The sequence below is a fragment of the Pseudorhodobacter antarcticus genome (assembly GCF_900110135.1).
In the GTDB taxonomy this organism is placed as follows: domain Bacteria; phylum Pseudomonadota; class Alphaproteobacteria; order Rhodobacterales; family Rhodobacteraceae; genus Pseudorhodobacter; species Pseudorhodobacter antarcticus.
The window spans coordinates 1-22,093 of the sequence record NZ_FOCO01000026.1 but is presented as its reverse complement, the minus strand read 5'-3'; the positions used below and the strand labels follow the sequence as shown (position 1 = coordinate 22,093).

The window sequence follows — 22,093 nt, the reverse complement described above, 5'->3', positions numbered from 1 at the left end:
GTGCCAGAACGGTATACGGGGGGGCGCAGAGCGGCATATCGCTAGCGTCAGGGCGATTTTTTTGGGAGTCCACCCCTCGTGAAGTCCACCTGAAAACCCTGAAATAGCACAATAAAACAGACACTTGTCTGGTGGACTCCGGGGTTGATGCCCTGGACTCCGGAATCCAGCTTGAAGCCAGTGGATTCCGACTTGGAGGAGTCCAGCCAGCAGGGCTCAGTTCGGCGGCGTCTCCTCCCAAACACGCCGCCAAACTCGCTCTGCGAAGAGCGGATAGGTCCAAGCTTTGCCTGCTCACAGGCGAAGCTGGATCTCCCTCACCATTCTGAGCTTGGGCTTCCAGAACGATGGGCAAAGACATCACGGTTTTGTGATTCTGTGCAAGCGAATAAAAAATAGGATTTTTTCATGACCCTCAGCTTCGCCCCGGAGCGCATCGAGCAATGGCCGCTCGTGCGCTTGCAGCCCTATGCCCGTAATGCCAAAACGCATGGCGCGGATCAGGTTGCCAAGATTGCCGCCAGCATGGCGGAGTTTGGCTGGACGGTGCCGTGCCTGGTCGCGGAAGACGGCGAGTTGATAGCGGGCCATGGTCGGGTGCTGGCGGCAACGCAACTCGGGCTGACCGAAGCGCCGGTGATCGTTTTGGGGCATCTGACCGAGGCCCAGCGGCGCGCCTACCGCATTGCGGATAATAAATTGACCGAACTCGGCGCATGGGACGAGGCGCTGCTGTCGGCTGAGTTGAACGATCTGCTGGCTGAAGATTACGACCTGTCGCTTATCGGGTTTGAGGATGATGAACTTGAAGCCTTGTTGGCGGGTGGGGGTGATCCCGAAGCCGCATCCCGTGACGGCGAAGACGACGTTCCAGAGGTGCCTGAAACCCCGATTAGCCGGTCCGGTGATCTCTGGGTGCTTGGCAAGCATCGGCTTCTCTGCGGTGATGCGACAGTGGCCACTGATGTGGAACGCCTGCTGGGCAATGTGCAGCCCCTGTTGATGGTCACCGATCCGCCTTACGGCGTCGAATACGATCCTGGCTGGCGGAACAAGGCAGGTGCCGCTGCGACCAAGCGTACCGGAAAGGTGCTGAATGATGACCGCGCTGACTGGCGCGAGGCCTGGGCGCTGTTCCCAGGCGATGTCGCCTATGTCTGGCACGGAGCACTGCACGCGACCACGGTCGCCGACAGCCTGATTGCCTCAGGCTTTAACATCCGCTCGCAAATCATCTGGGCAAAAGACCGTCTGGTGCTAAGCCGCGGCGATTATCACTGGCAGCACGAGCCGTGCCTCTATGCCGTGAAAAAGACCGGCAAGGGCCACTGGGCGGGCGACCGCAAGCAGACGACGCTCTGGCAGATCGCAAACAAGGATCAGGATGCAGAAACTGTTCATGGGACGCAAAAGCCGGTCGAATGTATGCGCCGGCCCATCCTGAACAACTCGAGCCCCGGGCAAGCCGTCTACGAGCCCTTCATGGGATCGGGCACGACGCTGATCGCGGCGGAAACGACCGGGCGAGTGTGCTTTGGGATCGAATTAAACCCAGCCTATGTCGATGTCGCCGTGAAGCGGTGGCAGGCATTTACGGGCCAGAACGCCGTTCTGTCCGGCTCGGACAAGACCTTCAACAAAATCAAGAACAAAGACGATTGAGGCATGAATGACCTGGCTGTACATCCCTCTGGCCGCGTTGCTGGAACCGCAGACGCATGCCTCTTCGGCCTGTCTCTCTGTTCCGGCGCAAGCGGTCTCGACCTCGGGCTCACCATCGCCATCCCCGGATATCGAACTGTGGGCTATGTCGAGCGGGAAACCTTTGCTGCAGCCACTCTCGTGGCGCGGATGGAAGACGCGGCCTTGGATCAGGCTGTTGTCTGGGACGACGTTGGAACCTTCGACGGCCGACCGTGGCGCGGCGCTGTGGATATCCTCAGTGCAGGATATCCATGCCAGCCATTTTCGATCGCAGGCAAACGGCTTGGCGCAGATGACCCACGCCATCTCTGGCCACATGTCGCCCGCATCATCGGTGAGATCAAACCGCCCTTCGTCTTCCTTGAGAATGTCGCACATCATCTCCGCCTCGGCTTCCCCGAAGTCGCCAGCGGACTGGTCAGCATGGGCTACCGCCTTGCGGCAGGCCTCTTTACGGCGGCGGAAGTCGGTGCGCCCCATCGGCGCGAGCGGCTGTTCATCCTCGCTATCCGCGAGGGTGACGCGCTGGCCGACCCCGCGCGCCTGCTCTGGGATCCGGTCGAGTGGCGGGAACCGGACGGAAATGATGCGGCTGTGGCCGACGCCGAGGGCGAGTGCAAACGAGAACCGGCAGACGAAACCAACGCCATCACAGGAAGCGGGCAAACACGGGATGAACCTGGCAACGAGCGCCGCGATGTGGCCGACGCCGCAGACCGACAGTTTCCGCAGCCGGGGTGGCGAGAGGCGCGACGAGAAGGGTCTGGACCAGATGGCGCGCGACTGGCCGACGCCTATGGCGAACGACGGCTGCAAGCCGAGCGCGGGCAACCGCCGGACGGCCGATCTGACCCACGCCAGCCGTATGTGGATGACGCCGACGGCGCGCGACCACAAGGACGGGGCGACGACATTGGCGAACACGCCGGTCAACGGCCTGCTTGGCCGCCAGGTCCTGGTGATGAAGGTGGCTGGGAGCGATACCTCCGATGTGCGCCGGACCTTGAACCCGCTGTTCGTCGAGGCGCTGATGGGCTGGCCCACCGGGTGGACCGGCTTCGCCTCTGTGGCAACGGTGTGGTCCCCTTGGTTGCAGCGCATGCGCTGCGAGCTCTGGCAGCTGAACTGCTGGCCGATGGATGAGGTGGCGGGGTGAAACAGTCGCGGACCATGTCGCTGGTTGAGGCCGCAACGAATGTCGTGGTCGGTTATGTGCTGGCGATCGCCACCCAGCTGCTGGTGTTTCCTTGGTTTAGTATTGAGGTCACGCTGCATGAACATCTGGTGATAGGACTGATCTTTGTGATCATATCCTTGGCCAGATCTTATGCACTGCGGCGGCTGTTTGACACAATTGCGGTGGTTGGCGTTACGCGGCATAATTCAAAGGATGACAGCATCTGATGAGCCAGCGAAAAAACTGAACCCTGCGAGGCCGATCGTGGTAGCGGACGAGCCTCGTCGGCTTTTGCCGAGTAACCTCGGCCTGTCACTTCAATACGCGTCAGATGATGATTTGGAAAAGCTTCGGGATGCTGTGCTCCAAGAAATGATGCGCCGGAACCTACCTCAGAAAGCAGACCCGGTGGCCCCTGATAAGCGGCGGATAGGTAAGGTCGATAGTACGGCCCATGATCTGACACGATCTCAGGTCAGCCTGGTGCGGTCATCGATTGAGGCAGGGGTCAAACCATCCGTGCTGTCAAAGCAGTTTGGCATCAGCCTCGCTGCAATCCGGGCGGTATTGGCCCAGCAATGACAATCTGTCGCTGGGCAGGACAGTCAGGTTGCTCCAACGGGAGTTGTCCGGTTTGGCCGTTCTGCGGGTTGACCTAAAACGACCTCAGTGATTTATGCTCCGCGTAAATAAGGGAGCCGATGATGACGATACCACAGCAGGATATACGCGATCGGCTTGCCAAGTTGGAAGCGCTCTTCGCCCGTGGTGCGACAGAGGGAGAGCGCGCTGCGGCGGGTGCTGCGCTCGAGCGTATGCAAGCCCGGCTGGATTTGGGTGGCAAAGCGGCAGCGGAACCGGAGATTGAGCTGCAATATTCTCTTCCCGACGTCTGGGCGGTCAAATTGTTTGTAGCGCTGTGTCGGAAACATGAAATAAAGCCTTATCGCTATCCTCGACAGCGGCGCACCACGGTTATGGTTCGGGTGCGCAAAAGCGAATTTGAACGTACGATTGCCGCAGAGTTCCAAAGCCTACACCGTGAGTTGACCGGGTATTTCAGCGAAATGGTGGAGCACCTGATTGGGAATGTCATGAAATCAGATGGTGACGACGAGACATTGGAGCAGCGTCAGATCGGAAGCTAGACATCGGCGCCATGACGTTTCCAAGTCAAGACAAGCGGTACACCCGCCCTCTCTCGTCGACCTTCTCGGAGGTGATTTTCAGGCCAAGCTTTTTCTTCAAAACGCCTGAAATTACGCCACGCGTTGTGTGATGTTGCCAGTCAAGGGTGGTGGCGATTTCATCGATGCTTGCACCCCGCTCGGCCTGAAGCATCGCTATCAATGTGTCCTGCTTGCTGCCGGTGCGTCTGCGGAGAGGTTCCCATGCGGGATTGGCGGCAATCCCTTCGGGCGCAGGCGCGTTGGTGATGCCAAGCACCACATACCCATGCAATGCTGTTCGCAATGTAATCGGCCCGCGATCCGCATCGTGGCGCCAGACCGTGTCGGGATCAGCGGCGACGATCTCCTCGATCAACCCGCGCTTGAGCAGGCTCTTGCAGACATTGCCCACAGCGCCGCCCTTGAGGCTGGCGGTGACGGGGAACACCATCCCGTCTTCGCGGGCGCAGGCTGCGGACAGAATGACGGATTGGGCATCGGACAGATGAATTTGGGTCATGACGGTCTCCGGTTAACAGGCGACGCGACATGCGTCACCTTCTACCGGGTGAAGCCCGCCAGTGGCGGGCTGACCTTGTGTTGTGTCGGGGGCAAAAGATCACGTTGCGTGTTCGCCCTCGCAGAAGGCGCTGTCGCTGATCTGGCGCAGCAGTCCCGCGTAATGGTTCAGGGTTCCGACATGGCCCCACTTGATCTCGTCAGGGTGGGCGTCGAAATGGTCTGCGCTGAGGGCTTTCAGGCGTTCGAGCATGGTGTCGATCTCGACCTTGGCAGCGAGGAAGGCGTTGAGGGCTTTTGAATTGTCGGTGGCGCGGCGGGTCATAGGGTTAGCTCCTTGAGCGAGTCGTATCGTTTTGTTGAGACAATCATCGCTCTGATGGGGTGATTATCGTAGTCAATTCAGTGCAATAATATTGCTTTTAGGTCCCTTGGCGCGGTCGGTGGCATCCACCCAGCCACCGTCTTGCCAGAGATAAAGGTGGCACAGCTGGCAGGTCGGATGTGGCAGGATTTGCGGCGCGCGCGGTGGATCAAAACAGTCGAGGGCGTCTGCCCGGACTTGCCGGATTTCTTTGGCGGCGAGGATGTCCTCGGGCGTCCAGCGCGCCAGTGCAGGCAGCATGTGGCTGGGGTAGCCATCATAATGGCAATAAACATGGGCCCAAGCGTCGGGACCGATTTGGATAGCAATCTGCGCGCGGGTGCTCATGGTCATTCCCCTCAGATCAGGTGCAAGCTGGCCAGCACCGCGCTGGCGGCAGCAAGCTGGGTGGTCGGCAGCTCAATCTTGAGATGCGAGATCACGTCCGAGGCTTCGGCGATGATCCCGTCTTCGCGCAGCGCGGCCTCTATGGCCTCGGCGACGGCGTTCGGATGCGAGCGGTCGAAGGGTGCGGGAAGCGCTGCGTGGTCTATGCGGATGGTTGTAATTGCGGTCATGATCTGGTCTCCGATCCGGGGTGATTTCCTGATCCCAGAATCGCTCCATCGCAGGGTGTAATCAACTCATTTCAAAGCAATATCATTGCTTTATGAAGGATACGGGGTTCGAGATGCAGGGCATGAGCGAGCGCCAATACGCGGCCCATGTCGGCCTGTCGCGGGGCGCGATCCAGAAGGCCAAGGAGACCGGGCGGCTGGTCCTGCATGCCGATGGCTCGATTGATGCCGCAGCCTCTGACCTGCACCGCGCCGCGATGACGGATCCGGCAAAGCAGCGTGGCAAAACATCTCCCGCCCCGCCACCCGCATCCAAGCTAAAGCCGGTTCCCGACACCGCGGTATCGGCGGTTGGTGACACTCTGCGCGAGAACGGTCTGGTGCCACCAGTCACAGGCGGCGGCACAACCTTCCTGCAGGCCAAGACCGCCAACGAGGTGCTGAAGGCGCAGGAGCGCAAGCTGAAGCTGGCCAAATTAAAGGGTGAGCTGATCGACCGCGACCGCGCGGTGGGGCTGGTGTTCCGGCTGGCCCGTGAGGAGCGCGACGCATGGGTGACCTGGCCCGCGCGCGCAGCGGCGCTGATGGCGTCAGAATTGGGGGTGATGATTGCGGATCAGGGAAGTCTTGAGCCCGTCATGATGCAGAAGGTGCTGGAAGCCTATGTCCTTGCCCAACTCGACACCCTCGCCGAGGTCCGCATCGACCTTCGTTGAGACAGAACCCTTCGATGGTTCTGATCAACTGCTGCGCAGCTGGGGCCGGGGCCTCCAACCCGATGCCGATCTGACGGTGTCGGAGTGGGCCGATGCGCACCGGATGCTGGGATCACGTGCCAGCGCTGAGCCAGGACGCTACCGCACGGCGCGCACGCCTTATATGCGCGAGATCATGGATGCGCTGTCGCCGAGTTCTGCCGTCCAGCGCATTGTGTTCATGAAGGCGGCACAGGTTGGTGCGACTGAAGCTGGGAACAACTGGATCGGCTTTGCCATCCACCATGCGCCGGGACCAATGCTGGCGGTGCAGCCGACGGTGGAACTGGCAAAACGCAACTCGCGCCAGCGGATCGATCCGCTGATCGAGGAAAGCGTGGCACTGCGCGAACTGGTTAAACCAGCGCGGTCGCGGGATGCGGGCAACACCATGCTGTCGAAGGAATTCGCGGGCGGCATCCTGATCATGACCGGGGCAAACTCGGCGGTCGGGCTGCGCTCCACGCCAGCGCGCTACATTTTTCTCGATGAGGTTGATGCCTATCCGGCCTCGGCCGATGATGAGGGCGATCCAGTCAGCCTTGCCGAAGCGCGGTCACTGACCTTCGCACACCGGCGCAAGATCTTCCTGGTCTCGACCCCCACGATCCGGGGGCTGAGCCGGATCGAACGGGAATATGAGGCCAGCGATCAACGCCGGTTCTTCGTGCCGTGCCCGCATTGTAGCCAGTTCCAGTGGCTGAAGTTCGAGCGGCTGCGCTGGGACAAGGGGCGGCCTGAGGCGGCGGCATACCATTGCGAGGGCTGCGACCGCGCCATCGCCGAACATCACAAGACGGCGTTGTTGGAGGCGGGCGAATGGCGGGCAACTGCTGTCGCCTCTGATCCCGGCACCGTCGGCTATCACCTCTCGGCGCTGTATTCGCCGATCGGCTGGCTCAGCTGGGAGCGGATCGTGCGGGCATGGGAGGCAGCGCAAGGCTCGGATGAAGCGATCCGGGCGTTCAAGAACACCATCCTGGGCGAAACATGGGTGGAAACCGGCGAAGCACCGGACTGGTCGCGGCTCTATGATCGCCGCGAAACATGGAAGCCGGGCATTGTGCCTGCAGGCGGTCTGTTCCTGACCGCTGGGGCCGATGTGCAGAAGGACCGGATCGAGGTTGACGTCTGGGCCTGGGGTCGGGGCGGCACAAGCTGGCTGGTCGATCACATCGTGATTGAGGGCGGCCCCGATCATCAGGGTGCGTGGGCCGAGCTGACAAAGCTACTGGACCGAACTTGGATCCACCAAAACGGTCCGCAGTTGCGGCTGGCCAAGCTCGCCATTGATACCGGCTATGAGGCTCCGGCCGTTTATGGCTGGTCGCGGCGGCAAGGGGTGGCGCAGGTTGCTCCGGTCAAGGGCGTCGAAGGGTTCAATCGTTCCAGCCCGGTTTCGGGCCCGACCTATGTCGATGTGACGGACGCTGGCAAACGCCTGCGCCGGGGCGCGCGGCTCTGGACGGTGGCGGTGTCCACCTTCAAGGCTGAAACCTATCGCCATCTCGGCCTGCCGCGCCCGACGAAGGAGGAACTTGCCGAGGGGGCAACGCATCCGCCGGGCACGGTGCATCTACCTGATTGGGTGGATAGCGAATGGCTGAAGCAGCTGGTGGCCGAGGAATTGGTCACGGTACGCACCAAACGCGGCTTTGCCCGGCTTGAATGGCAAAAGCTGCGCGAACGCAACGAGGCGCTGGATTGCCGGGTCTACGCCCGCGCCGCCGCCTGGATTGTCGGGGCTGATCGCTGGTCAGAGGCGCGCTGGGTTGATCTGGAGACGCAGGTGGCCGGGGACGGCAACGGCAACGGTGACGAGTCACAAGATAAGGTGGCCGCAGCAGGATCCATTCGTGCTGTGCGCAGTCCGGCGCGGCGCAGGTCTGTGGCGTCAAATTATATGCGGTGATTGGTCCAAGCTTAGCGCTGCTTCATTGCAAACAGCATTTCTTGAACTTCTTGCCGCTGCCGCAGAGACATGGGTCGTTGCGGCCGACCGGGGGTGCTGGATTCTTGAAGAACTCGGTCCAAGGCGCCACGCGCAGGTCGTTGCTGACCTTGCGCATCTTTTGCTGCTCGAAGAATGCATCTGTGTAGCAGTGCCATTTCGACAGCTCAGCGATGGAATCGGTGATCAGTCCCTCGCCGTAACGGGGGTTGCCTGGGGCACCGTTCGCATCACGCGTCGCCTGCAGATCTTCGAGGAAATGTGAGAAGTCGCAGTAATCTTTGGGGATCAGGCCTTTGTCGAAAAGCTCGCGAACTGCTTCGGCCATGTCATCAAGACCAAGATCGGAAACTGTCTCGGTCCACCCTGACAGCACATCTGTCGATGCCTTGGGGTGGCGCCTCCGGAAGGTCCGGATGAAATCCTCAATCGCGGGCCGCTGGTCAGGATGGATGTCTGCGATCAGGACAAGCGCATTCATCAGGGAGCTGCGCGCGAAATCGTCGGCTTGCAGATCAAGAATGGCCTCGAACAAGGGCTGCAGATCGCCGTCAAAGGTGCCCGCGATGACGCGAAAGCTGACTTCCGTCACCGCATCGCCAAGGGTGTGATCGAGGGTTCTGGTCGGACGGCGCAGCATGTGAAGCAAGGGGCGATAGGCATGAATAACCCGCCATTCGCCTAGCAGATAGAAGACCGGGATAAGGGCCATCAGATCAGCGCCGCGCATGGCGGACACGTGTTGGCGTCCGAGCCTCGCAACCAGTTCAAGGAAGATCGGCGTTATTGCTTCGCGCTGCTCGCCTGCAGCGGCCATGGCGGCCTTTGGGAAAATGTCGTCCCGCGCGAGGTCGCGCATGATTTCGGAGGGGGTCATGGGTTCGCTTTCAATGGAGGGCAGGCCAATCAACTGAAGCACTTTTAACCCAAGGGTCAATTCATATGCCGACAATCACCGACCTTAAAACCCGCCGTGAGGCACTGTCGGCACAGCGTTCCTCCGGCGTGGCACGGGTCAGTTACGACGGCAAGACCGTCGATTACCGCAGCATCGCCGAAATCGACCGAGCCATCGAGGTACTGGACCGCGAGATCGCAGCGGCCGAGGGGCGCAAGATTATCCGCCAAGTGCGTGTGATCACCAGCAAAGGGCTGTAACGCATGGGCTGGCTTGATGGCTTTCGCCGCCGGGGAACTGGCGGCCCAAAAGACGTGCGTGGGCGACTGGAAGGAGCAATGTCGCAGCGGCGCTTGCGGGGCTGGCAACCGCCCTTGGAGAATATCAACTCGCTGGTCGCCTCGGGCGGCCCGCGTCTTTTGGCGCGGTCGCGTGAGTTGGTGGTGACCAATGGCTATGCGGCAAATGCCTGTGAGGCTTTTGCGTCGAACCTGGTGGGCGACGGGATAAAGCCGTCGTCGCTGATTGAGGACCCGGCTCTGCGTGATCAGGTGCAGCGGTTGTGGCTTGCCTGGACCGATGAGGCGGATGCTGACGGTCTGACCGACTTCTACGGGTTGCAAGCGATGGTGGCGCGCGAGATGTTCGTTGCTGGCGAATGCTTTGTGCGGATGCGCCCGCGCCGGTCCGAGGATGGCCTGCTGGTGCCGATCCAGCTGCAGCTATTGCAGTCTGAAATGCTGCCCTTTGAGAAAACCGAGGTTGCCGCCAACGGCAACCCAATCCGCTGCGGGATTGAGTTTGACCTGATTGGACGGCGTGTGGCGTATCACTTCCGGCGCCGTCACCCCGGCGACAGCACGGACCAGACCCTGCCAGTGCCGCTGACGACCCGCGTTCCAGCCGAGGACGTACTGCACATCTACCGCCCCATTGACGCGGGGCAAATCCGGGGGTTGCCCCACATGGCGCCTGCCATGGTGCGGCTGTTTTTGCTCGACCAATATGATGACGCCGAACTGGACCGCAAGAAAACGGCTGCGATGTTCGCGGGCTTCATCACCAAGACAGCACCAGAAGAGCAGCTGATGGGCGAGATTGAGGCGACCGATGACAGCGGCGCTACGGTCAGTCTGGAGCCCGGCACGCTGCAGGTGCTGCTTCCGGGGGAGGATGTGAAATTCTCCAGCCCTGCCGATGTTGGCGGCGGCTATGAGGCGTTTCAATACCGGACACTGCTATCGGTCTCAGCGTCCTTGGGCCTGCCGTATCACTTGGTAACCGGCGATGTGCGCCAAGCGAACTATTCCAGCCTGCGCGCTGAATTGGTCGAGTTCCGCCGAAGGGTCGAACAGCTGCAGCACGGTGTTGTCGCGCATCAGCTTTGTCGCAGGGTTTGGGCCCGCTGGTTAGAGACGGCGGTGCTGTCGGGCGCCTTGGACTTGCCAGACTATGCAGGCTCGCCTGCGCGGTACCGCGCGGTGAATTGGATCCCGCCACGCTGGGATTGGGTCGATCCGCTGAAAGACATCCAGGCGCAGGTGCTGGCGATGGAGGCAGGGATTGTCTCGCGCCGCAAGGTTGTCGAGGCCACGGGCTACGACGTCGAGGAAATAGACCGCGAAAACGCAGCCGACGCGGCGCGCGTGAAAGCACTGGGCCTTCAGTACCGCACCAGCCCTGGCGAGACGCAGGGCGCGCGGGCCACGCCCGCCACCCGTCCGAACCCGGGCAAGGGCAACGGTGATGGCAACGGCAATGACGGTGACGGTGACGATGGCGCAACGGCGTCCGATCCCGCCACACAACAGGAGTAACATCATGAACAGCTGGTACACGATCCGGGCCCAAACCCAAACCCAAGCCCAAACCCAAACCCAAGCCCAAGCGATGGGCGCGGAGGTGCTGATCTACGACGAAATCGGAGCTTATGGCGTCTCGGCCAAGGGGTTTCTGGCGGAGCTGGGCGCGCTGCCGGATGGCACGCCGCTGGCCTTGCGGATCAACAGTCCGGGGGGGTCGGTGTTTGATGCAGTGGCGATCTACAACGCGCTGAAGCGTCATACCGGCACCGTCACGGTCTGGATAGACGGCATTGCGGCTTCAGCTGCCAGCTATATCGCTATGGCAGGTGACGAGATCATCATGCCCGAGAACGCTTTCCTGATGATCCATGATCCTTCTGGCCTTGTCATGGGCACGGCCACTGACATGCGCGAGATGGCCGAAACAATGGACAAGATCGCAGGCAGCATGACGCGAGGGTATGCCGCCAAATCTGGCAAACCTGAGACGGAGATTGCGGTCCTGATGGCGGCAGAGACATGGTTCGATGCGCAGGACGCGGTAGATCTGGGGCTGGCCACGCGCATGGCAGAGCCAGTCCGTATTGCCGCCAGCTTCGACATCGGGCGCTTCCGCAATGCACCGCCAGTGCTTGTCGAGGCCGTCGAGGCGGCAGAGGTTGGAGTGGGTGAAACTGTTGACAGTCACGACGGTATTCTGATCAGCGATCCGCCATCGCGTGAGGAGAGCGTCGAAGCTGCCGAGGCTGACCTTGAAGCAGGTCCAGACGCGGAACCCGCGCCTGGTCCAGAAACTCTTGCGGCTGACAAGACTTTTGATCGGGGTCCAGAACCAGCTCCCCCCTCTGATGGACAGAGCACTGTTGGGGTTGCCAACACTGCTCCCGACGCCAGCGCCATCCGCGCAGAAGCCATCGCGCATGCGTGCGCTGTGATTGATCTCTGCAGCCTCGCTGGTCAGCCGCAAATGGCGGGGAGGTTTTTGGAAGCGGGCAGGGGCCTTGAGGACATTCGCGCAGCCCTTCTGGCCACCAAGGCAGATACCGATCCTGATATCAGCAGCGCCCATGCCCAACCGGGCTTGGCAAGTTCCACTCACCCCTGGGGCGATGTCATCGCCCGCACCTTCAAGTTGAAAGGATAAATTTGCATGACCACGCTCACCGAAGGCCCACATCCAGGCGGCTTCCTCGTCTGGGAAGTGCTGCGCGATTATACCCGCGAAACCATCACAGTCGCCTCTGGCGCGGGCAAACTTGCCCCGGGCACAGTGCTCGGCAAAATCACCACGGGTGGTAAATATGCCGGTCTCGCACCTGCAGCTACAAATGGCAGCCAAAACGCGGCCGGCATTCTGTGGGCCGCTGTCGATGCCACGGATGCCGACAAGGCCAGCGTGGTGATCTTGCGCGGCCCTGCCATCGTGAACCGCGCTGAGATCATCCTGCCCGAGGCCGCCACTGAGGCGCAGATCACTGCTGCCATCACGGCATTGGCAGCCCTTGGCATCATTTTGCGCTGAGCGATCGGCGCAGACCCATCATCCCCAACTGAATAGGAGGTCGGCTCATGGCCACCATGGACATCTTTGAAGGCGACGCCTTCAGCATTATCGAGCTGACCCGCGCGCTCGAAAACATCCCCTTCAAACCTGCAATCTTGTCAGGGGCAAACCTGTTTGGCGCGCGCGGCGTGCGGGCGCGCACGATTATGATTGAGAGCCGCAATGGCACGCTGTCGTTGATCCCGTTCTCGGAGCGTGGCTCGGCTTACGAACAACAGGTCCCCGAACGGCGCGACATGCGGGCCTTTGTCTGCCGACAGTTTAAAAAGCAGGATGTGCTCTGGGCCTCAGAGATCCAAGGCATCCGTGACTTTGGCTCGGAAACCGCAACCCAACAGGTGCAGGCAGAGGTCGCGCGCAAGATGGGGCGGCTTAGGAACGACGCTGAGGCCACCTTCGAGTTCCACCTCTTCAACGGTATCCAAGGGGTGGTGAAAGACCCCAAGGACGGGGCGACGGTGATCAACTACTACACCGAGTTTGGCATCACGCCTGCGGTGGAAGTGGATTTTGACCTCGACAATGCCACCCCTGGCTCGGGGGCGCTGCGCAAACGCTGCCAAGCCCTGATCGAAACTGTTGAGGACAGTCTTGGCGGACTCGCCGCTGGACAGGTGCAACTTCGCGCTGAATGCGGCTCTGCCTTCTTTGCCGATTTGGTCGCCCACAAGGAAGTGCGGGAGACCTACCTGAATACGGCGGCTGCGGCTGATCTGCGGGGCCGTGTGGGGGAAGCGGTCAGCTTTGGTGGCATCAGCTTCCACCGCTACCGCGGCGGCCTTGGATTTGGTGTGCCGACCGACAAGGCCTATTTCTATCCTGAAGGCGTCGAGGGGCTGTTCGAGATCTATTACGCCCCCGCTGATACCTTCGAGACGGTGAACACGCTGGGCCAGCCACTCTACGCGCGGATGATCCCCGACCGGGATCGCGACGAGTGGGTGCGCCTCGAGATTGAGAGTAATCCGCTGCCGATCTGCACTCGGCCACAGGTGCTGCGCTCAGCACGGCGGACATGATGACGGCCTTTGCTGCTGCTGTCGGTGCGCTTTTCGTCGATGGCAACATCGGGCGCGATGCCGTCTATATCGCCGACGGAGGCGCACCGGTTCTGGTGCGCCTCATTGCCCGACGCGCCGATGACGTCACCGAGTTCGGCGATGCCCGGCTCTGGTCGGAAACGACCCGCGTTGATTTGCAGGTGGCCGAAGTGCCGAACCCGCGCCCCGGCGACAGGATCGAGATTGATGGCGATGCCTTCCTCATTCAGGGCGAGCCCGTCCGTGACCGCGAGCGGCTGGTCTGGACCTTGGATTTGCGCCCTGCATGAAACTGAAGCTCGCCATTGATCCTGACATCGTCGCCATGATGGCGGCCGAGGTGGCCGCAGGCGAACGCGCCGTGACTGCCGCCATGCGCGAGGCCGGAACGGGCCTGAAATCCGCTTGGCGGACACAGATCACCGGCGCTGGGCTGGGCACCCGGCTTGCCAATTCTATCCGCCTCGCCAGCTTTCCCAAATCCGGCGACAGTCTGAGCGCGGCAGCATTGGTCTGGTCAAATGCGCCGGTCATCGTTGGCGCGCATAACACCGGACCACTGATCCGGTCCAAGAATGGGTTTTGGCTTGCGATCCCGACAGCGGCCGCTGGCAAAAGCAGCAAGGGTGGGCGGATTACCCCTGGTGAATGGGAGCGCCGCGCTGGGTTGCGCCTGCGCTTCATCTACCGTCGCCGGGGTCCAAGTCTGCTGGTGGCCGAGGGGCGGTTGAATACCAAAGGCCGGGCTGTGGCGAGCAGATCGAAAACCGGGCGCGGCGTTGCAACCGTGCCGATCTTCCTGCTGGTGCCGCAGGTCAAGTTGCGGAAACGGCTGGACTTGGCGCGGGATGCAGATCGGGCGGTGGACGGTGTGCCGGGCCTGATAGTGACGAACTGGCTGGAGGTACACCTGGGCTGACGCCTGTAATGCGGGGCAAAACCGACCTTGGCGGGGGCAAGACGAGCGGCTGGTTTTAGCGGTTTACTGCACTCGCCCCTATAACTAATCAGCGTCAGTCGGAAATACCACGTGCGACGCCGCTGACGTTTGGGTGAACTGGCCCTTCTTAAGCGGTTTTTCGCGCTTTTCAGTCAAGAACCGAAAGATCACAAACATGCCCAATAGGCACAGAATTGCGCCTATAAAGATAAAGAGACCACCCGGCTGATTATCGCTCATAAACAGTGATGCCGTGATCGGCCCCGCAGTTGCGCCAATCGAGAATGACAACAGCAAGCCCCCGCTTGTCTCCACCATGCGCTCGTTTGGAACAACGTCGTTTGCGTGAGAAATGCAAAGGGCGTAAATTGGTATCATCAACGCGCCGTGGCAACCTGCTACGAAAAAGGTTGCCAGACCTTGTGGGACAATATCGAAGCCTATCACGAGACCTGTTACGACAGTGCCAAATGCTGCCATTGAAATAACAATCCGTCGATCAATCCGATCAGATGCCCAACCCAAAGGCCATTGCGATATAGTTCCGCCCAATACAAACGCTGCCATCAACAGCGCAACATCGGCCGTCCCCATGCCGCGACCTTGCGCAAAAACAGGGCCAAGTGACCAAAAGGCTCCTTCGACGATACCAGCAAGCAAACAACCTACAACGCCCACAGGCGACAACCTGTAAAGTGCCTTGAGATCAAGCCTTGCAGAAGGGACCGGAGACGGCGCAGGCGTCGGTGTCAAACTGATCGGCACAATAGACAGGCAGATCAGGATGGCGACCAGGATGAACAAGGTCGCATCCAAAGTATCAAACGAATTGACCAATAGCTGTCCAGCCATGGTGACGATGTTGCTCACAATGATGTAGATGGACAGCGTGCGACCTCGGTTTGCGTTGCTTGCGCTGTCGTTTAACCAACTTTCAACGACAATATAGAGCATCGCCAAACACGCACCGCTCAAGACGCGCAGGACACCCCAAAATAGAAGATCAACAAATAATGGAAACGCGAGGATCGTCGCCGTCAGCAACGCCGTGATACCAGCAAACGTTCGGGCGTGACCTACACTCATGATGATCTTGGGACCGAGAAAGCACCCGATTGTGAAACCGCCGAAATATGCGGTGCCAAGCCAACCGATGAGTGCGCTAGAATAGCCTTCCTGTGTCGCACGGATAGGTAACAACGTCTGGAAAAGCCCATTGCCGGCAAACAGGAGCGCAGCGCAACTTAGTATTGCGACAATAGTAACTGATGTTGTCGAGCGAGAAGTGATCATAAAGTGCGTTCTTTCGAGGCCGTGTTAGTGCCCAGTCATTTCTTATGCTGTCAAATGAAGCAAACCGAAGCATGAAAAGGTTATCGGTGCAGGTTGAAGCACTTGCCCTTTGAAGCCGCCGCCGACGAAACCATCAGTCTTGGATTAACATATGCCCACCACCCGCGAAACCATTCTAACCGCCCTTGCGGATCTCTTGCGGCTGATCCCGTTCGTCCCGGTTCTGCGCGGCGAGGTCCTGCCTGAACGCGTGCCAGCTGCAGGCCTGCTGATTCTACGTGATGGCGATCCGGGCGATCCGTCGGTGACGCTGTCACCGCTCCTATATCACTTCCAGCACCGCGCGGAGCTGGAGATCATTGTACAGGGTGTGGGCCGTGATGCGACTTTTGCCACGCTCTGCGGCCAGATTGGCGCTGTGATCTCGGCCGACCACACACTTGGTGGCCTCTGCGATTGGATTGAGGCGGAAGCGCCGCGCCCGGTCGATCTGCCCATCGAGGGCGCGGCGAGCCTGAAGGCTGCGATCATCACCATCGTCCTGCATTATTCCACCTCAGACCCGCTGGCCTGACATCCCACCACAAAAGGAGACCCCCATGGCACGTGCGCAAGGCGCGCGGGCGCAGATGGCGCTTGCGTTCGAGACGGTTTACGGCACCCCGCCTGCTGGCGGTTTCACCAAGATGCCCTTTGCCAGCACCACGCTGGGGTCTGAGCAGCCGCTCTTGAACAGCGAGCTTCTGGGCTATGGCCGCGATCCGCTGGCGCCAATCAAGGACGCGGTGACGGCGGACGGCAATGTCGTCCTGCCGATCGACGCCGCGACCTTTGGATTCTGGCTAAAGGCGGCCTTCGGCCAACCTGTGACCACCGGCACCGGCCCTTGGACCCATGAGTTCCGCTCCGGGGGCTGGACGCTGCCCAGCCTGTCGATCGAGACCGGCATGCCCGAGGTGCCCCGATTTGCCATGTATTCGGGCTGCGTGCTCGACACGCTCAACTGGCAAATGCAGCGTTCTGGGCTGCTGACCGCGACGGCAAGCCTTGTGGCACAGGGCGAAGCCGTCGCCAGCACGTCTGCTGCGGGCGCGCTGTCCGAACTTGCCCTGAAGCGGTTCGGGCATTTCAACGGAGCCATCACGCGCAATGGCGCGAGCTTGGGCAATATCGTCTCCGCCGAGATCACTTACGCCAACAGCCTCGACCGGATTGAGACCATCCGCTCGGACGGGCGGATCGACGGGGCCGACCCGTCCATCGCGGCCCTGACCGGCAAGATCGAGGTGCGCTTCGCCGATCAGGTGCTGGTCAACCAGGCCATCGCAGGCGATCCCTGTGCGCTCGAGTTTGCTTACGTCCTGCCCTCCGGCGAGAGTTTCACCTTCACCGCCCATGCCGTCTATCTGCCGCGCCCTCGGATTGAGATTTCTGGTCCGCAGGGCGTACAGGCCAGTTTTGATTGGCAAGCGGCCCGTGACACCACATTGGGCCGGATGTGCACCGCCACCCTTATCAACGACATTGAGGAGTATTGATCCATGCTGCGCCTGAACCTCACCCGTAAAGCCGAGTGGCTCGATCTGGCCCTTGGCGTGCGCATCAAGGTCGAGCCCCTCACGACGGCGATCATGGTCGCCGCCCGCACCGATCCCCGGGTGCGCAATATTGCCCCCGGCACCCCCGACGATAGCATCGCGGTGGTCTTTGCCAAATCCATCGCCACCCACGCCATTGTCGATTGGGAGGGCGTGGGGGACGAGAACGGTGTTCCTATCCCCGCAAGCCCTGAGGCCATCGACGCCCTTTTGGACCTCTGGCCGATCTTTGAGAAGTTCCAGACAGCCTATGTCGCCAAGGGTCTGGAGCTCGAGGCCGAAAAAAACGGATCACCGCCCTTGCCGATTGGGTCTTCGGTGGGGGCGAGCGCTACTGTGCAGCCTGCGAAGGGCATTGCGAAGACTGCCCGCAAATCCTGAACGCCCCCCATACCCACGAAGGCTGGCAGGTCTGGGACCTGGCACAACGTCTTGGCGGCCAAATCCGCGCAATACCCGGTGCCATCCTTGGCTGGGACATGACCGCAGCTTTGGCCATGGCAACCGCGCTGGGCATTTCTCCGCGGGCGGTCGTTGAGCTTCTGCCCGTGATCGAGGCCGCGATGGTGCGCGGCGTGACAAAACAAAACAGCCAGGCTGATATATCTGGCGATTAAAAGGACATCCCACCATGGCAGAAAAACGCGTCTCTGTCCGCCTCGCAGCAGTCGGCGGCCGCCAGGTGCGTGCAGAGCTGGAGGGCATTGGCGACGCGGGCAAACGGGGTTTTGGGCGTCTGTCGCGCGAGATGGATGCGGCCAACACCCGGCTTGCCGTTTTTGCGCGGCGGGCTGGCATCGCGATGGCGGCGGCAGCGTCTGCCGCAACCGCAGGGCTCGGGATCATTGTGCGCAATGCCGCCGAGAGCGCAGATCAAATCCGGCTGTTCGCACAAGTGGCCAATGCCACACCCGAGAGCTTCCAGCGCTGGGCGGCAGGCGCGCGCACGGTCGGGGTCGAGCAGGAAAAGCTCGCAGATATCCTGAAGGACGTGAACGACCGGGTTGGGGATTTCTTGCAGACGGGCGGCGGGCCGATGAAGGATTTCTTCGAACAGGTGGCCCCCCGCGTAGGCGTCACAGCCGATCAGTTCGCCCGACTTTCGGGGCCAGAAGCCCTGCAGCTCTATGTGACCTCTCTCGACCGCGCCGGTCTGAGCCAGCAAGAGATGACCTACTATCTCGAAGCCATGGCCTCGGATGCCACCCGCCTTTTGCCCATCCTGCGCGACGGCGGGGCCGAGATGACGCGCTTTGGCGATCAGGCCCGCGCGGTCGGCGCTGTTCTGGACGGTGAGGCGCTGGCCTCCCTGCGCCAGACGCAGATTGCGCTGGGCAGCCTGTCGATGGTGTTCGATGGGCTGCGCAACCAGATCGCTGTGGCCGTGGCCCCGGCGGTGACTTGGCTGGCCGAAGTCTTCGTGGCACTGGCAGGCGACGGCGGCGCGCTCCGGACTGCCCTTGAGGCGTTGAGTTCCAATATGGGGCGATTGGCCTCCTACGCCGCGGCCTTCGCCAGTCTCATGGCGGGGCGCTGGGTCGCAGGGCTGGCGGCTGCCGCCCTATCCGTCCGAGGCCTTGCGACCGCCCTTGTGATCCTTCGAGGCGCGCTCATCCGAACCGGGATCGGCGCGCTGATCGTTGGCGCGGGCGAGTTGGTATTTCAGTTTGGGCGCCTGGTGCAAGGCGCAGGCAGCGTGGGGGCCGCTCTCGGCCTTCTGGGGGATCTTGCCCGCGAGGTCTGGGATCGCATGCGTCTTGGCATGGTGGCCTTAGGCCTCGCCATTGTATCAGGCTGGGCAGAGATCAGCGCGAGCATCGCTGCCGCCTTGCAAACCGGGCTTGAAGCCGTGGTCGGCTTTGGCAATGCCACGCTGAACACATTCCAAGGGGCTTTTGATGCGATCAAAGTGCTCTGGGGTGCACTGCCCGCAACTATCGGGGAATTTGCTTATGGCGCTGCCAACGCAATGATCGGTGGTGTCGAAGCCATGCTGAACGGCGTAGCTCAGCGGATCGACGGGTTTTTGGAGGGGATCAATGCCGGTCTTGATGTCCTTGGCATCGAGAAGCGTGTGCCCCTTATCGGCACGATCGAACTCGGCGGGATAGAGAATCCCTTTGCCGGAGCGGCGGCGAATGCCGGTGCCGAGGCGCGCGCGGCGTTTCAGGCCGCGTTCTCAAATGATCCGATTGCGCCACCTGATCTGGGGCTCACCGCCGCCGCCGAGACGGCCAGGAGCGAGGCGGCGCGCCTCAGAGAGATGATGGGCGAGGTTGCGACGGCGGCGACAGCGCCCCTGCAATCTGTGGCGGCCTTGCGCACGGCGGTTGCTGCGGGAACGGCTGAGGCGGCAACCGGCCTCACGGCGGCGCAGAGCGCGACGACGGGTCTCAAGACTGCACTGGATGGCGCAAGCGAGGCCGCTGCGGGTGCCGGAGGTGCAGGCCGTGCTGCAGGCAATGCGCTGCGTGACGCTGCCGACAGCGCGAAGAACGCCTGGGAGGCCACGTCCGAGGCTGTCCGCGCGGCACAAGAACGGTCCCGCGAGATCGCGCAAGGTCTGGCACAAGATATCACTGGCCCAATCAAAGACGCGCTCAAATCCGGCGAGTTCACCTGGGAGACATTTGCAGGGGCAATCTCGCGCATCGCCCAAAACCTCGCCACCCGGCTAATCGATCTGGCCTTCAAGCCGATCGAGAACGCGCTGATCAATGCGTTTTCTGGCGGGGGTGGTAGCGGCGGCGGTGGCTTTCTTGCGAGCCTCTTTGGATTTGCGAAGGGTGGGGTGTTTGCGGGCGGCTCAGAGATGACCGCCTTCGCGCGTGGTGGGGTCGTCAACCGACCCACGGTGTTTCCCTTTGCGTCGGGCATCGGGCTGATGGGCGAGGCCGGGCCAGAGGCCATCATGCCGTTGAAGCGCGGGCGTGGCGGACGGCTTGGCGTCGAGATGAATGGCGATGGAGCGGCCCCCGCAGCCCAGATGTCCACGCGCATCATCAACGTGCTCGACCCCAGCGTCGTTGGCGATTATCTCGCCACGCCCTCAGGGGAACGCGCCATCCTGAACGTCATCCGCCGCAATCGTGGGGCCATCAATGCCTGAGCTGTATGACCGACCACCGCTCTGGGCCTTCCCCGCAGCGACGCAAATTACCGAAGTTCTGGAATGGCGCACCGATATCTTGTCAGCGCAGGCGGGCGAACAGCGCATCGCGCTGCGGCCTCGGCCGCGCGAGATCATCACGCTCCAACATCGCTGTGATGCCCTTGGCATGGCACGCGCCGCGGAATTGGCCCGCGCGGGGTTTGCAGCCGATTGGCGGGTGCCGCTTTGGCATATGGCCCTGCAGCCGACCGCTGATCTCGCACAGGGGGCAACCGAGATCCTGTTCGATACCACTGTGTCGGATTTGCGGGCGGCAGAGTTTGCAGCCATTGCCATCGATGGGCGCGAAGCCGTTCTGGTCGAGATTGCCAGCGTGGCGGCGGATCGTATCTTTCTGGAAGAACCGCTGGGCACGCAGCTGCCCGCACCATCTGTCGCTGCTGCGCGCATCGCCGTCGCCCCTGTACGGCAGGGCGCTCTCGCCGCTGCCATCGAGATCACGCGGCGTCGCCAGAGTGATAGCATGGTCACAGCGACCTTCCTGCTGCGGGATGCCTCCGACCTCACGGCCCCCGTGTTGCCGAGCTATCTCGGTCGCCCGGTCCAGACCAACCCCAGCCTTGTGCGCAGCCCGCTCAGCGCCAGCTTCCGCCGTGCAGTGGAATATGTCGACAATGGTTTCGGCCCCGTTGTGGTCGAGCCCTTGCGCGATGTGTTTGAGCGCGGTGAGGCGATCACGCTAAAGGCCCAAGGCGCGTCCGCGCGCTGGGCGCAGCGCCGTTGGCTCTGGTCGTTGCGTGGCCGCCAATCGAGCTTCTGGCTGCCAACCTGGGGGCGCGAGCTGCAGCTGCGGGCCGCGATGACCTCGGGATCGACGCTGATGCGCGTGGCGCCTGTCGCGGCACTGGCTGGCTATGTGGGACGGCCGATCTTGCTGGAGATGCCCGGGGCGCTGCGGTTCCGGACGATCACTTCAGCCGTCGCCGACGGGATCGACCACCGCCTGACGATCTCCTCCAGCCTCGGTGAGCCGGTTCCATTAGGCACAAAAGTGCATTTCCTGACGCTGGTCCGCTCTGACGCTGACAGGATGGAGATCAGGCATGCGGCGGTGGCGAGCGAAGTGACCCTGCCGGTTGTGGAGGTTGCAGGGTGAGGTCCAGTAACCGTCTGGAAGGAAGCGGAACAATACGAGATTCGTTCGATAAAAAGGGTCTTAGGCGTGTCTGCACACAGCGCCGCGGCTTCCAATTCGGACCTTCGTGGACGGTGCGGCTAACGGCAGGTTCGAGCCCAATCTGACCGATGCTGCACAGCGGACCAAGGTCCGCTTCCGCAATCAAACGTTGATGAGGTGATTGTCCCAAGATAGATGCGGTTTAACGACTGCTGGTAGCGAGTGAAAACTCAAGAGCTTGCGCCTCAAAAAGCTAGCGTTTTACACCGCAGCCAAGGTCCGTAATGAACAATCAGGTCAGAATCCAACGTTTGTGTCATCGGCCCATACGAGCGTTTTTGGAACCTGTAGCAAAGCCATTTTTAGCCTACTCGACTCTGCTGGAATTCAGAGCAGCTCAAGGCTTTTTGAGTTTACGCACCCTTAAAACTGAACGTTGGCTGATAATT

26 protein-coding genes and 1 pseudogene are annotated in these 22,093 nt (G+C 61.5%); 21 read left to right on the top strand and 6 right to left on the bottom strand.

The window, feature by feature from the left end:
* Positions 1-408: 408 nt before the first annotated feature.
* The 6 genes and pseudogenes from BMY36_RS12845 (at position 409) to BMY36_RS12825 (ending at position 4,029) form a co-directional block, all read left to right on the top strand.
* Positions 409-1,662 carry a site-specific DNA-methyltransferase gene (locus BMY36_RS12845; protein WP_050519555.1) on the top strand — a complete coding sequence of 418 codons (1,254 nt, stop codon included), beginning with the start codon at positions 409-411 and terminating at the stop codon, positions 1,660-1,662.
* 3 nt (positions 1,663-1,665) lie between these two features.
* A pseudogene (locus BMY36_RS20480) lies at positions 1,666-2,169 on the top strand (DNA cytosine methyltransferase); the annotation flags it as partial.
* Between the two features lie 208 nt (positions 2,170-2,377).
* On the top strand, positions 2,378-2,860 hold the full coding sequence (locus BMY36_RS20475; protein WP_050519554.1) for a hypothetical protein: 483 nt from the start codon (positions 2,378-2,380) through the stop codon (positions 2,858-2,860).
* The gene (locus BMY36_RS12835; protein ID WP_050519553.1) at positions 2,857-3,108 is read left to right on the top strand and encodes a DUF7220 family protein; all 252 of its coding nucleotides are present in this window, start codon (positions 2,857-2,859) and stop codon (positions 3,106-3,108) included. The genes BMY36_RS20475 and BMY36_RS12835 overlap by 4 nt, the downstream gene beginning before the upstream one ends.
* Entirely contained in the window at positions 3,095-3,463 is a 369-nt protein-coding gene (locus tag BMY36_RS19960; RefSeq protein ID WP_050519552.1) for a hypothetical protein, read from the top strand. Before BMY36_RS12835 ends, BMY36_RS19960 begins: the two co-directional genes overlap by 14 nt.
* Before the next feature lie 122 nt (positions 3,464-3,585).
* Positions 3,586-4,029: a hypothetical protein gene (locus tag BMY36_RS12825; RefSeq protein ID WP_050519582.1), complete on the top strand. Its 444-nt coding sequence runs from the start codon at positions 3,586-3,588 to the stop codon at positions 4,027-4,029.
* A gap of 25 nt (positions 4,030-4,054) precedes the next feature.
* Here the strand turns inward: BMY36_RS12825 and BMY36_RS12820 are convergent, their stop codons facing one another.
* From BMY36_RS12820 to BMY36_RS12805, 4 genes are all read right to left on the bottom strand, one after another.
* Complete coding sequence (locus BMY36_RS12820; protein WP_050519551.1) at positions 4,055-4,570, bottom strand: DUF3489 domain-containing protein; 516 nt, start codon at positions 4,568-4,570, stop codon at positions 4,055-4,057.
* Positions 4,571-4,669: 99 nt separating this feature from the next.
* Positions 4,670-4,894 (bottom strand): hypothetical protein, encoded by a 225-nt coding sequence (locus BMY36_RS12815; RefSeq protein ID WP_050519550.1) that lies wholly within the window; start codon positions 4,892-4,894, stop codon positions 4,670-4,672.
* 72 nt (positions 4,895-4,966) lie between these two features.
* Positions 4,967-5,281, bottom strand: a complete 315-nt coding sequence (locus BMY36_RS12810) for a hypothetical protein (protein WP_050519549.1) — start codon at positions 5,279-5,281, stop codon at positions 4,967-4,969.
* Positions 5,282-5,292: 11 nt separating this feature from the next.
* Positions 5,293-5,511 carry a hypothetical protein gene (locus BMY36_RS12805; protein WP_050519548.1) on the bottom strand — a complete coding sequence of 73 codons (219 nt, stop codon included), beginning with the start codon at positions 5,509-5,511 and terminating at the stop codon, positions 5,293-5,295.
* A 113-nt stretch (positions 5,512-5,624) separates the two neighbouring features.
* Between BMY36_RS12805 and BMY36_RS12800 the strand changes: the two genes are divergently transcribed.
* Both BMY36_RS12800 and BMY36_RS12795 read left to right on the top strand, forming a co-directional pair.
* On the top strand, positions 5,625-6,227 hold the full coding sequence (locus BMY36_RS12800; RefSeq protein ID WP_050519581.1) for a hypothetical protein: 603 nt from the start codon (positions 5,625-5,627) through the stop codon (positions 6,225-6,227).
* Positions 6,175-8,178: a phage terminase large subunit family protein gene (locus tag BMY36_RS12795; protein WP_050519547.1), complete on the top strand. Its 2,004-nt coding sequence runs from the start codon at positions 6,175-6,177 to the stop codon at positions 8,176-8,178. The genes BMY36_RS12800 and BMY36_RS12795 overlap by 53 nt, the downstream gene beginning before the upstream one ends.
* 22 nt (positions 8,179-8,200) lie before the next feature.
* On the opposite strand, the gene BMY36_RS12790 is transcribed toward BMY36_RS12795, so the two are convergent.
* A complete protein-coding gene (locus tag BMY36_RS12790; protein WP_139194042.1) occupies positions 8,201-9,094 on the bottom strand; it encodes a DUF1186 domain-containing protein in 894 nt (297 codons plus the stop codon).
* Positions 9,095-9,159: 65 nt separating this feature from the next.
* Between BMY36_RS12790 and BMY36_RS12785 the strand changes: the two genes are divergently transcribed.
* From BMY36_RS12785 to BMY36_RS12755, 7 genes are read left to right on the top strand one after another with little or no spacing between them, the layout of a single operon-like run.
* Positions 9,160-9,375 (top strand): phage head-tail joining protein, encoded by a 216-nt coding sequence (locus BMY36_RS12785; protein WP_050519545.1) that lies wholly within the window; start codon positions 9,160-9,162, stop codon positions 9,373-9,375.
* Between the two features lie 3 nt (positions 9,376-9,378).
* Positions 9,379-10,932, top strand: a complete 1,554-nt coding sequence (locus BMY36_RS12780; protein WP_050519544.1) for a phage portal protein — start codon at positions 9,379-9,381, stop codon at positions 10,930-10,932.
* Entirely contained in the window at positions 10,862-12,064 is a 1,203-nt protein-coding gene (locus BMY36_RS12775; protein ID WP_082224831.1) for a head maturation protease, ClpP-related, read from the top strand. Before BMY36_RS12780 ends, BMY36_RS12775 begins: the two co-directional genes overlap by 71 nt.
* A 6-nt stretch (positions 12,065-12,070) precedes the next feature.
* Positions 12,071-12,442 (top strand): head decoration protein, encoded by a 372-nt coding sequence (locus BMY36_RS12770; protein WP_050519542.1) that lies wholly within the window; start codon positions 12,071-12,073, stop codon positions 12,440-12,442.
* Between the two features lie 47 nt (positions 12,443-12,489).
* Positions 12,490-13,503 carry a major capsid protein gene (locus tag BMY36_RS12765; protein ID WP_050519541.1) on the top strand — a complete coding sequence of 338 codons (1,014 nt, stop codon included), beginning with the start codon at positions 12,490-12,492 and terminating at the stop codon, positions 13,501-13,503.
* On the top strand, positions 13,503-13,814 hold the full coding sequence (locus BMY36_RS12760; protein ID WP_050519580.1) for a head-tail joining protein: 312 nt from the start codon (positions 13,503-13,505) through the stop codon (positions 13,812-13,814). The genes BMY36_RS12765 and BMY36_RS12760 overlap by 1 nt, the downstream gene beginning before the upstream one ends.
* On the top strand, positions 13,811-14,443 hold the full coding sequence (locus BMY36_RS12755; RefSeq protein WP_050519540.1) for a DUF6441 family protein: 633 nt from the start codon (positions 13,811-13,813) through the stop codon (positions 14,441-14,443). Before BMY36_RS12760 ends, BMY36_RS12755 begins: the two co-directional genes overlap by 4 nt.
* Positions 14,444-14,527: 84 nt before the next feature.
* Here the strand turns inward: BMY36_RS12755 and BMY36_RS12750 are convergent, their stop codons facing one another.
* Positions 14,528-15,757 carry an MFS transporter gene (locus BMY36_RS12750; RefSeq protein ID WP_050519539.1) on the bottom strand — a complete coding sequence of 410 codons (1,230 nt, stop codon included), beginning with the start codon at positions 15,755-15,757 and terminating at the stop codon, positions 14,528-14,530.
* A 151-nt stretch (positions 15,758-15,908) separates the two neighbouring features.
* On the opposite strand from BMY36_RS12750, the gene BMY36_RS12745 reads away from it, so the two are divergent.
* From BMY36_RS12745 to BMY36_RS12720, 6 genes are read left to right on the top strand one after another with little or no spacing between them, the layout of a single operon-like run.
* On the top strand, positions 15,909-16,331 hold the full coding sequence (locus BMY36_RS12745; RefSeq protein WP_050519538.1) for a hypothetical protein: 423 nt from the start codon (positions 15,909-15,911) through the stop codon (positions 16,329-16,331).
* Positions 16,332-16,356: 25 nt separating this feature from the next.
* Positions 16,357-17,295 carry a phage tail tube protein gene (locus BMY36_RS12740; protein ID WP_050519537.1) on the top strand — a complete coding sequence of 313 codons (939 nt, stop codon included), beginning with the start codon at positions 16,357-16,359 and terminating at the stop codon, positions 17,293-17,295.
* Positions 17,296-17,298: 3 nt separating this feature from the next.
* Positions 17,299-17,736, top strand: coding sequence for a phage-derived protein YdaY family protein (locus tag BMY36_RS12735; protein WP_050519536.1), 438 nt, complete (start codon positions 17,299-17,301; stop codon positions 17,734-17,736).
* Positions 17,646-17,972, top strand: a complete 327-nt coding sequence (locus tag BMY36_RS20960) for a DUF7697 family protein (RefSeq protein ID WP_419186867.1) — start codon at positions 17,646-17,648, stop codon at positions 17,970-17,972. Before BMY36_RS12735 ends, BMY36_RS20960 begins: the two co-directional genes overlap by 91 nt.
* A 14-nt stretch (positions 17,973-17,986) precedes the next feature.
* Complete coding sequence (locus tag BMY36_RS12725; RefSeq protein ID WP_050519534.1) at positions 17,987-20,464, top strand: phage tail tape measure protein; 2,478 nt, start codon at positions 17,987-17,989, stop codon at positions 20,462-20,464.
* Positions 20,457-21,623, top strand: a complete 1,167-nt coding sequence (locus BMY36_RS12720) for a hypothetical protein (RefSeq protein WP_050519533.1) — start codon at positions 20,457-20,459, stop codon at positions 21,621-21,623. Before BMY36_RS12725 ends, BMY36_RS12720 begins: the two co-directional genes overlap by 8 nt.
* Positions 21,624-22,093: the final 470 nt, after the last annotated feature.

Excerpts from the sequence above, each read along its gene's own strand:
- BMY36_RS12770 (WP_050519542.1), top strand. The coding sequence starts at position 12,071 with ATGACCACGCTCACCGAAGGCCCACATCCAGGCGGCTTCCTCGTCTGG.
- BMY36_RS12815 (WP_050519550.1), bottom strand. The coding sequence starts at position 4,894 with ATGACCCGCCGCGCCACCGACAATTCAAAAGCCCTCAACGCCTTCCTC.
- BMY36_RS12725 (WP_050519534.1), top strand. The coding sequence starts at position 17,987 with ATGGCAGAAAAACGCGTCTCTGTCCGCCTCGCAGCAGTCGGCGGCCGC.
- BMY36_RS20475 (WP_050519554.1), top strand. The coding sequence starts at position 2,378 with ATGAACCTGGCAACGAGCGCCGCGATGTGGCCGACGCCGCAGACCGAC.
- BMY36_RS12760 (WP_050519580.1), top strand. The coding sequence starts at position 13,503 with ATGACGGCCTTTGCTGCTGCTGTCGGTGCGCTTTTCGTCGATGGCAAC.
- BMY36_RS12845 (WP_050519555.1), top strand. The coding sequence starts at position 409 with ATGACCCTCAGCTTCGCCCCGGAGCGCATCGAGCAATGGCCGCTCGTG.
- BMY36_RS19960 (WP_050519552.1), top strand. The coding sequence starts at position 3,095 with ATGACAGCATCTGATGAGCCAGCGAAAAAACTGAACCCTGCGAGGCCG.
- BMY36_RS12800 (WP_050519581.1), top strand. The coding sequence starts at position 5,625 with ATGCAGGGCATGAGCGAGCGCCAATACGCGGCCCATGTCGGCCTGTCG.
- BMY36_RS12805 (WP_050519548.1), bottom strand. The coding sequence starts at position 5,511 with ATGACCGCAATTACAACCATCCGCATAGACCACGCAGCGCTTCCCGCA.
- BMY36_RS12755 (WP_050519540.1), top strand. The coding sequence starts at position 13,811 with ATGAAACTGAAGCTCGCCATTGATCCTGACATCGTCGCCATGATGGCG.
- BMY36_RS12810 (WP_050519549.1), bottom strand. The coding sequence starts at position 5,281 with ATGAGCACCCGCGCGCAGATTGCTATCCAAATCGGTCCCGACGCTTGG.
- BMY36_RS12740 (WP_050519537.1), top strand. The coding sequence starts at position 16,357 with ATGGCACGTGCGCAAGGCGCGCGGGCGCAGATGGCGCTTGCGTTCGAG.
- BMY36_RS12785 (WP_050519545.1), top strand. The coding sequence starts at position 9,160 with ATGCCGACAATCACCGACCTTAAAACCCGCCGTGAGGCACTGTCGGCA.
- BMY36_RS12765 (WP_050519541.1), top strand. The coding sequence starts at position 12,490 with ATGGCCACCATGGACATCTTTGAAGGCGACGCCTTCAGCATTATCGAG.
- BMY36_RS12825 (WP_050519582.1), top strand. The coding sequence starts at position 3,586 with ATGACGATACCACAGCAGGATATACGCGATCGGCTTGCCAAGTTGGAA.
- BMY36_RS12735 (WP_050519536.1), top strand. The coding sequence starts at position 17,299 with ATGCTGCGCCTGAACCTCACCCGTAAAGCCGAGTGGCTCGATCTGGCC.
- BMY36_RS12720 (WP_050519533.1), top strand. The coding sequence starts at position 20,457 with ATGCCTGAGCTGTATGACCGACCACCGCTCTGGGCCTTCCCCGCAGCG.
- BMY36_RS12820 (WP_050519551.1), bottom strand. The coding sequence starts at position 4,570 with ATGACCCAAATTCATCTGTCCGATGCCCAATCCGTCATTCTGTCCGCA.
- BMY36_RS12775 (WP_082224831.1), top strand. The coding sequence starts at position 10,862 with ATGGCAACGGCAATGACGGTGACGGTGACGATGGCGCAACGGCGTCCG.
- BMY36_RS12780 (WP_050519544.1), top strand. The coding sequence starts at position 9,379 with ATGGGCTGGCTTGATGGCTTTCGCCGCCGGGGAACTGGCGGCCCAAAA.
- BMY36_RS12745 (WP_050519538.1), top strand. The coding sequence starts at position 15,909 with ATGCCCACCACCCGCGAAACCATTCTAACCGCCCTTGCGGATCTCTTG.
- BMY36_RS12790 (WP_139194042.1), bottom strand. The coding sequence starts at position 9,094 with ATGACCCCCTCCGAAATCATGCGCGACCTCGCGCGGGACGACATTTTC.
- BMY36_RS12795 (WP_050519547.1), top strand. The coding sequence starts at position 6,175 with ATGTCCTTGCCCAACTCGACACCCTCGCCGAGGTCCGCATCGACCTTC.
- BMY36_RS12750 (WP_050519539.1), bottom strand. The coding sequence starts at position 15,757 with ATGATCACTTCTCGCTCGACAACATCAGTTACTATTGTCGCAATACTA.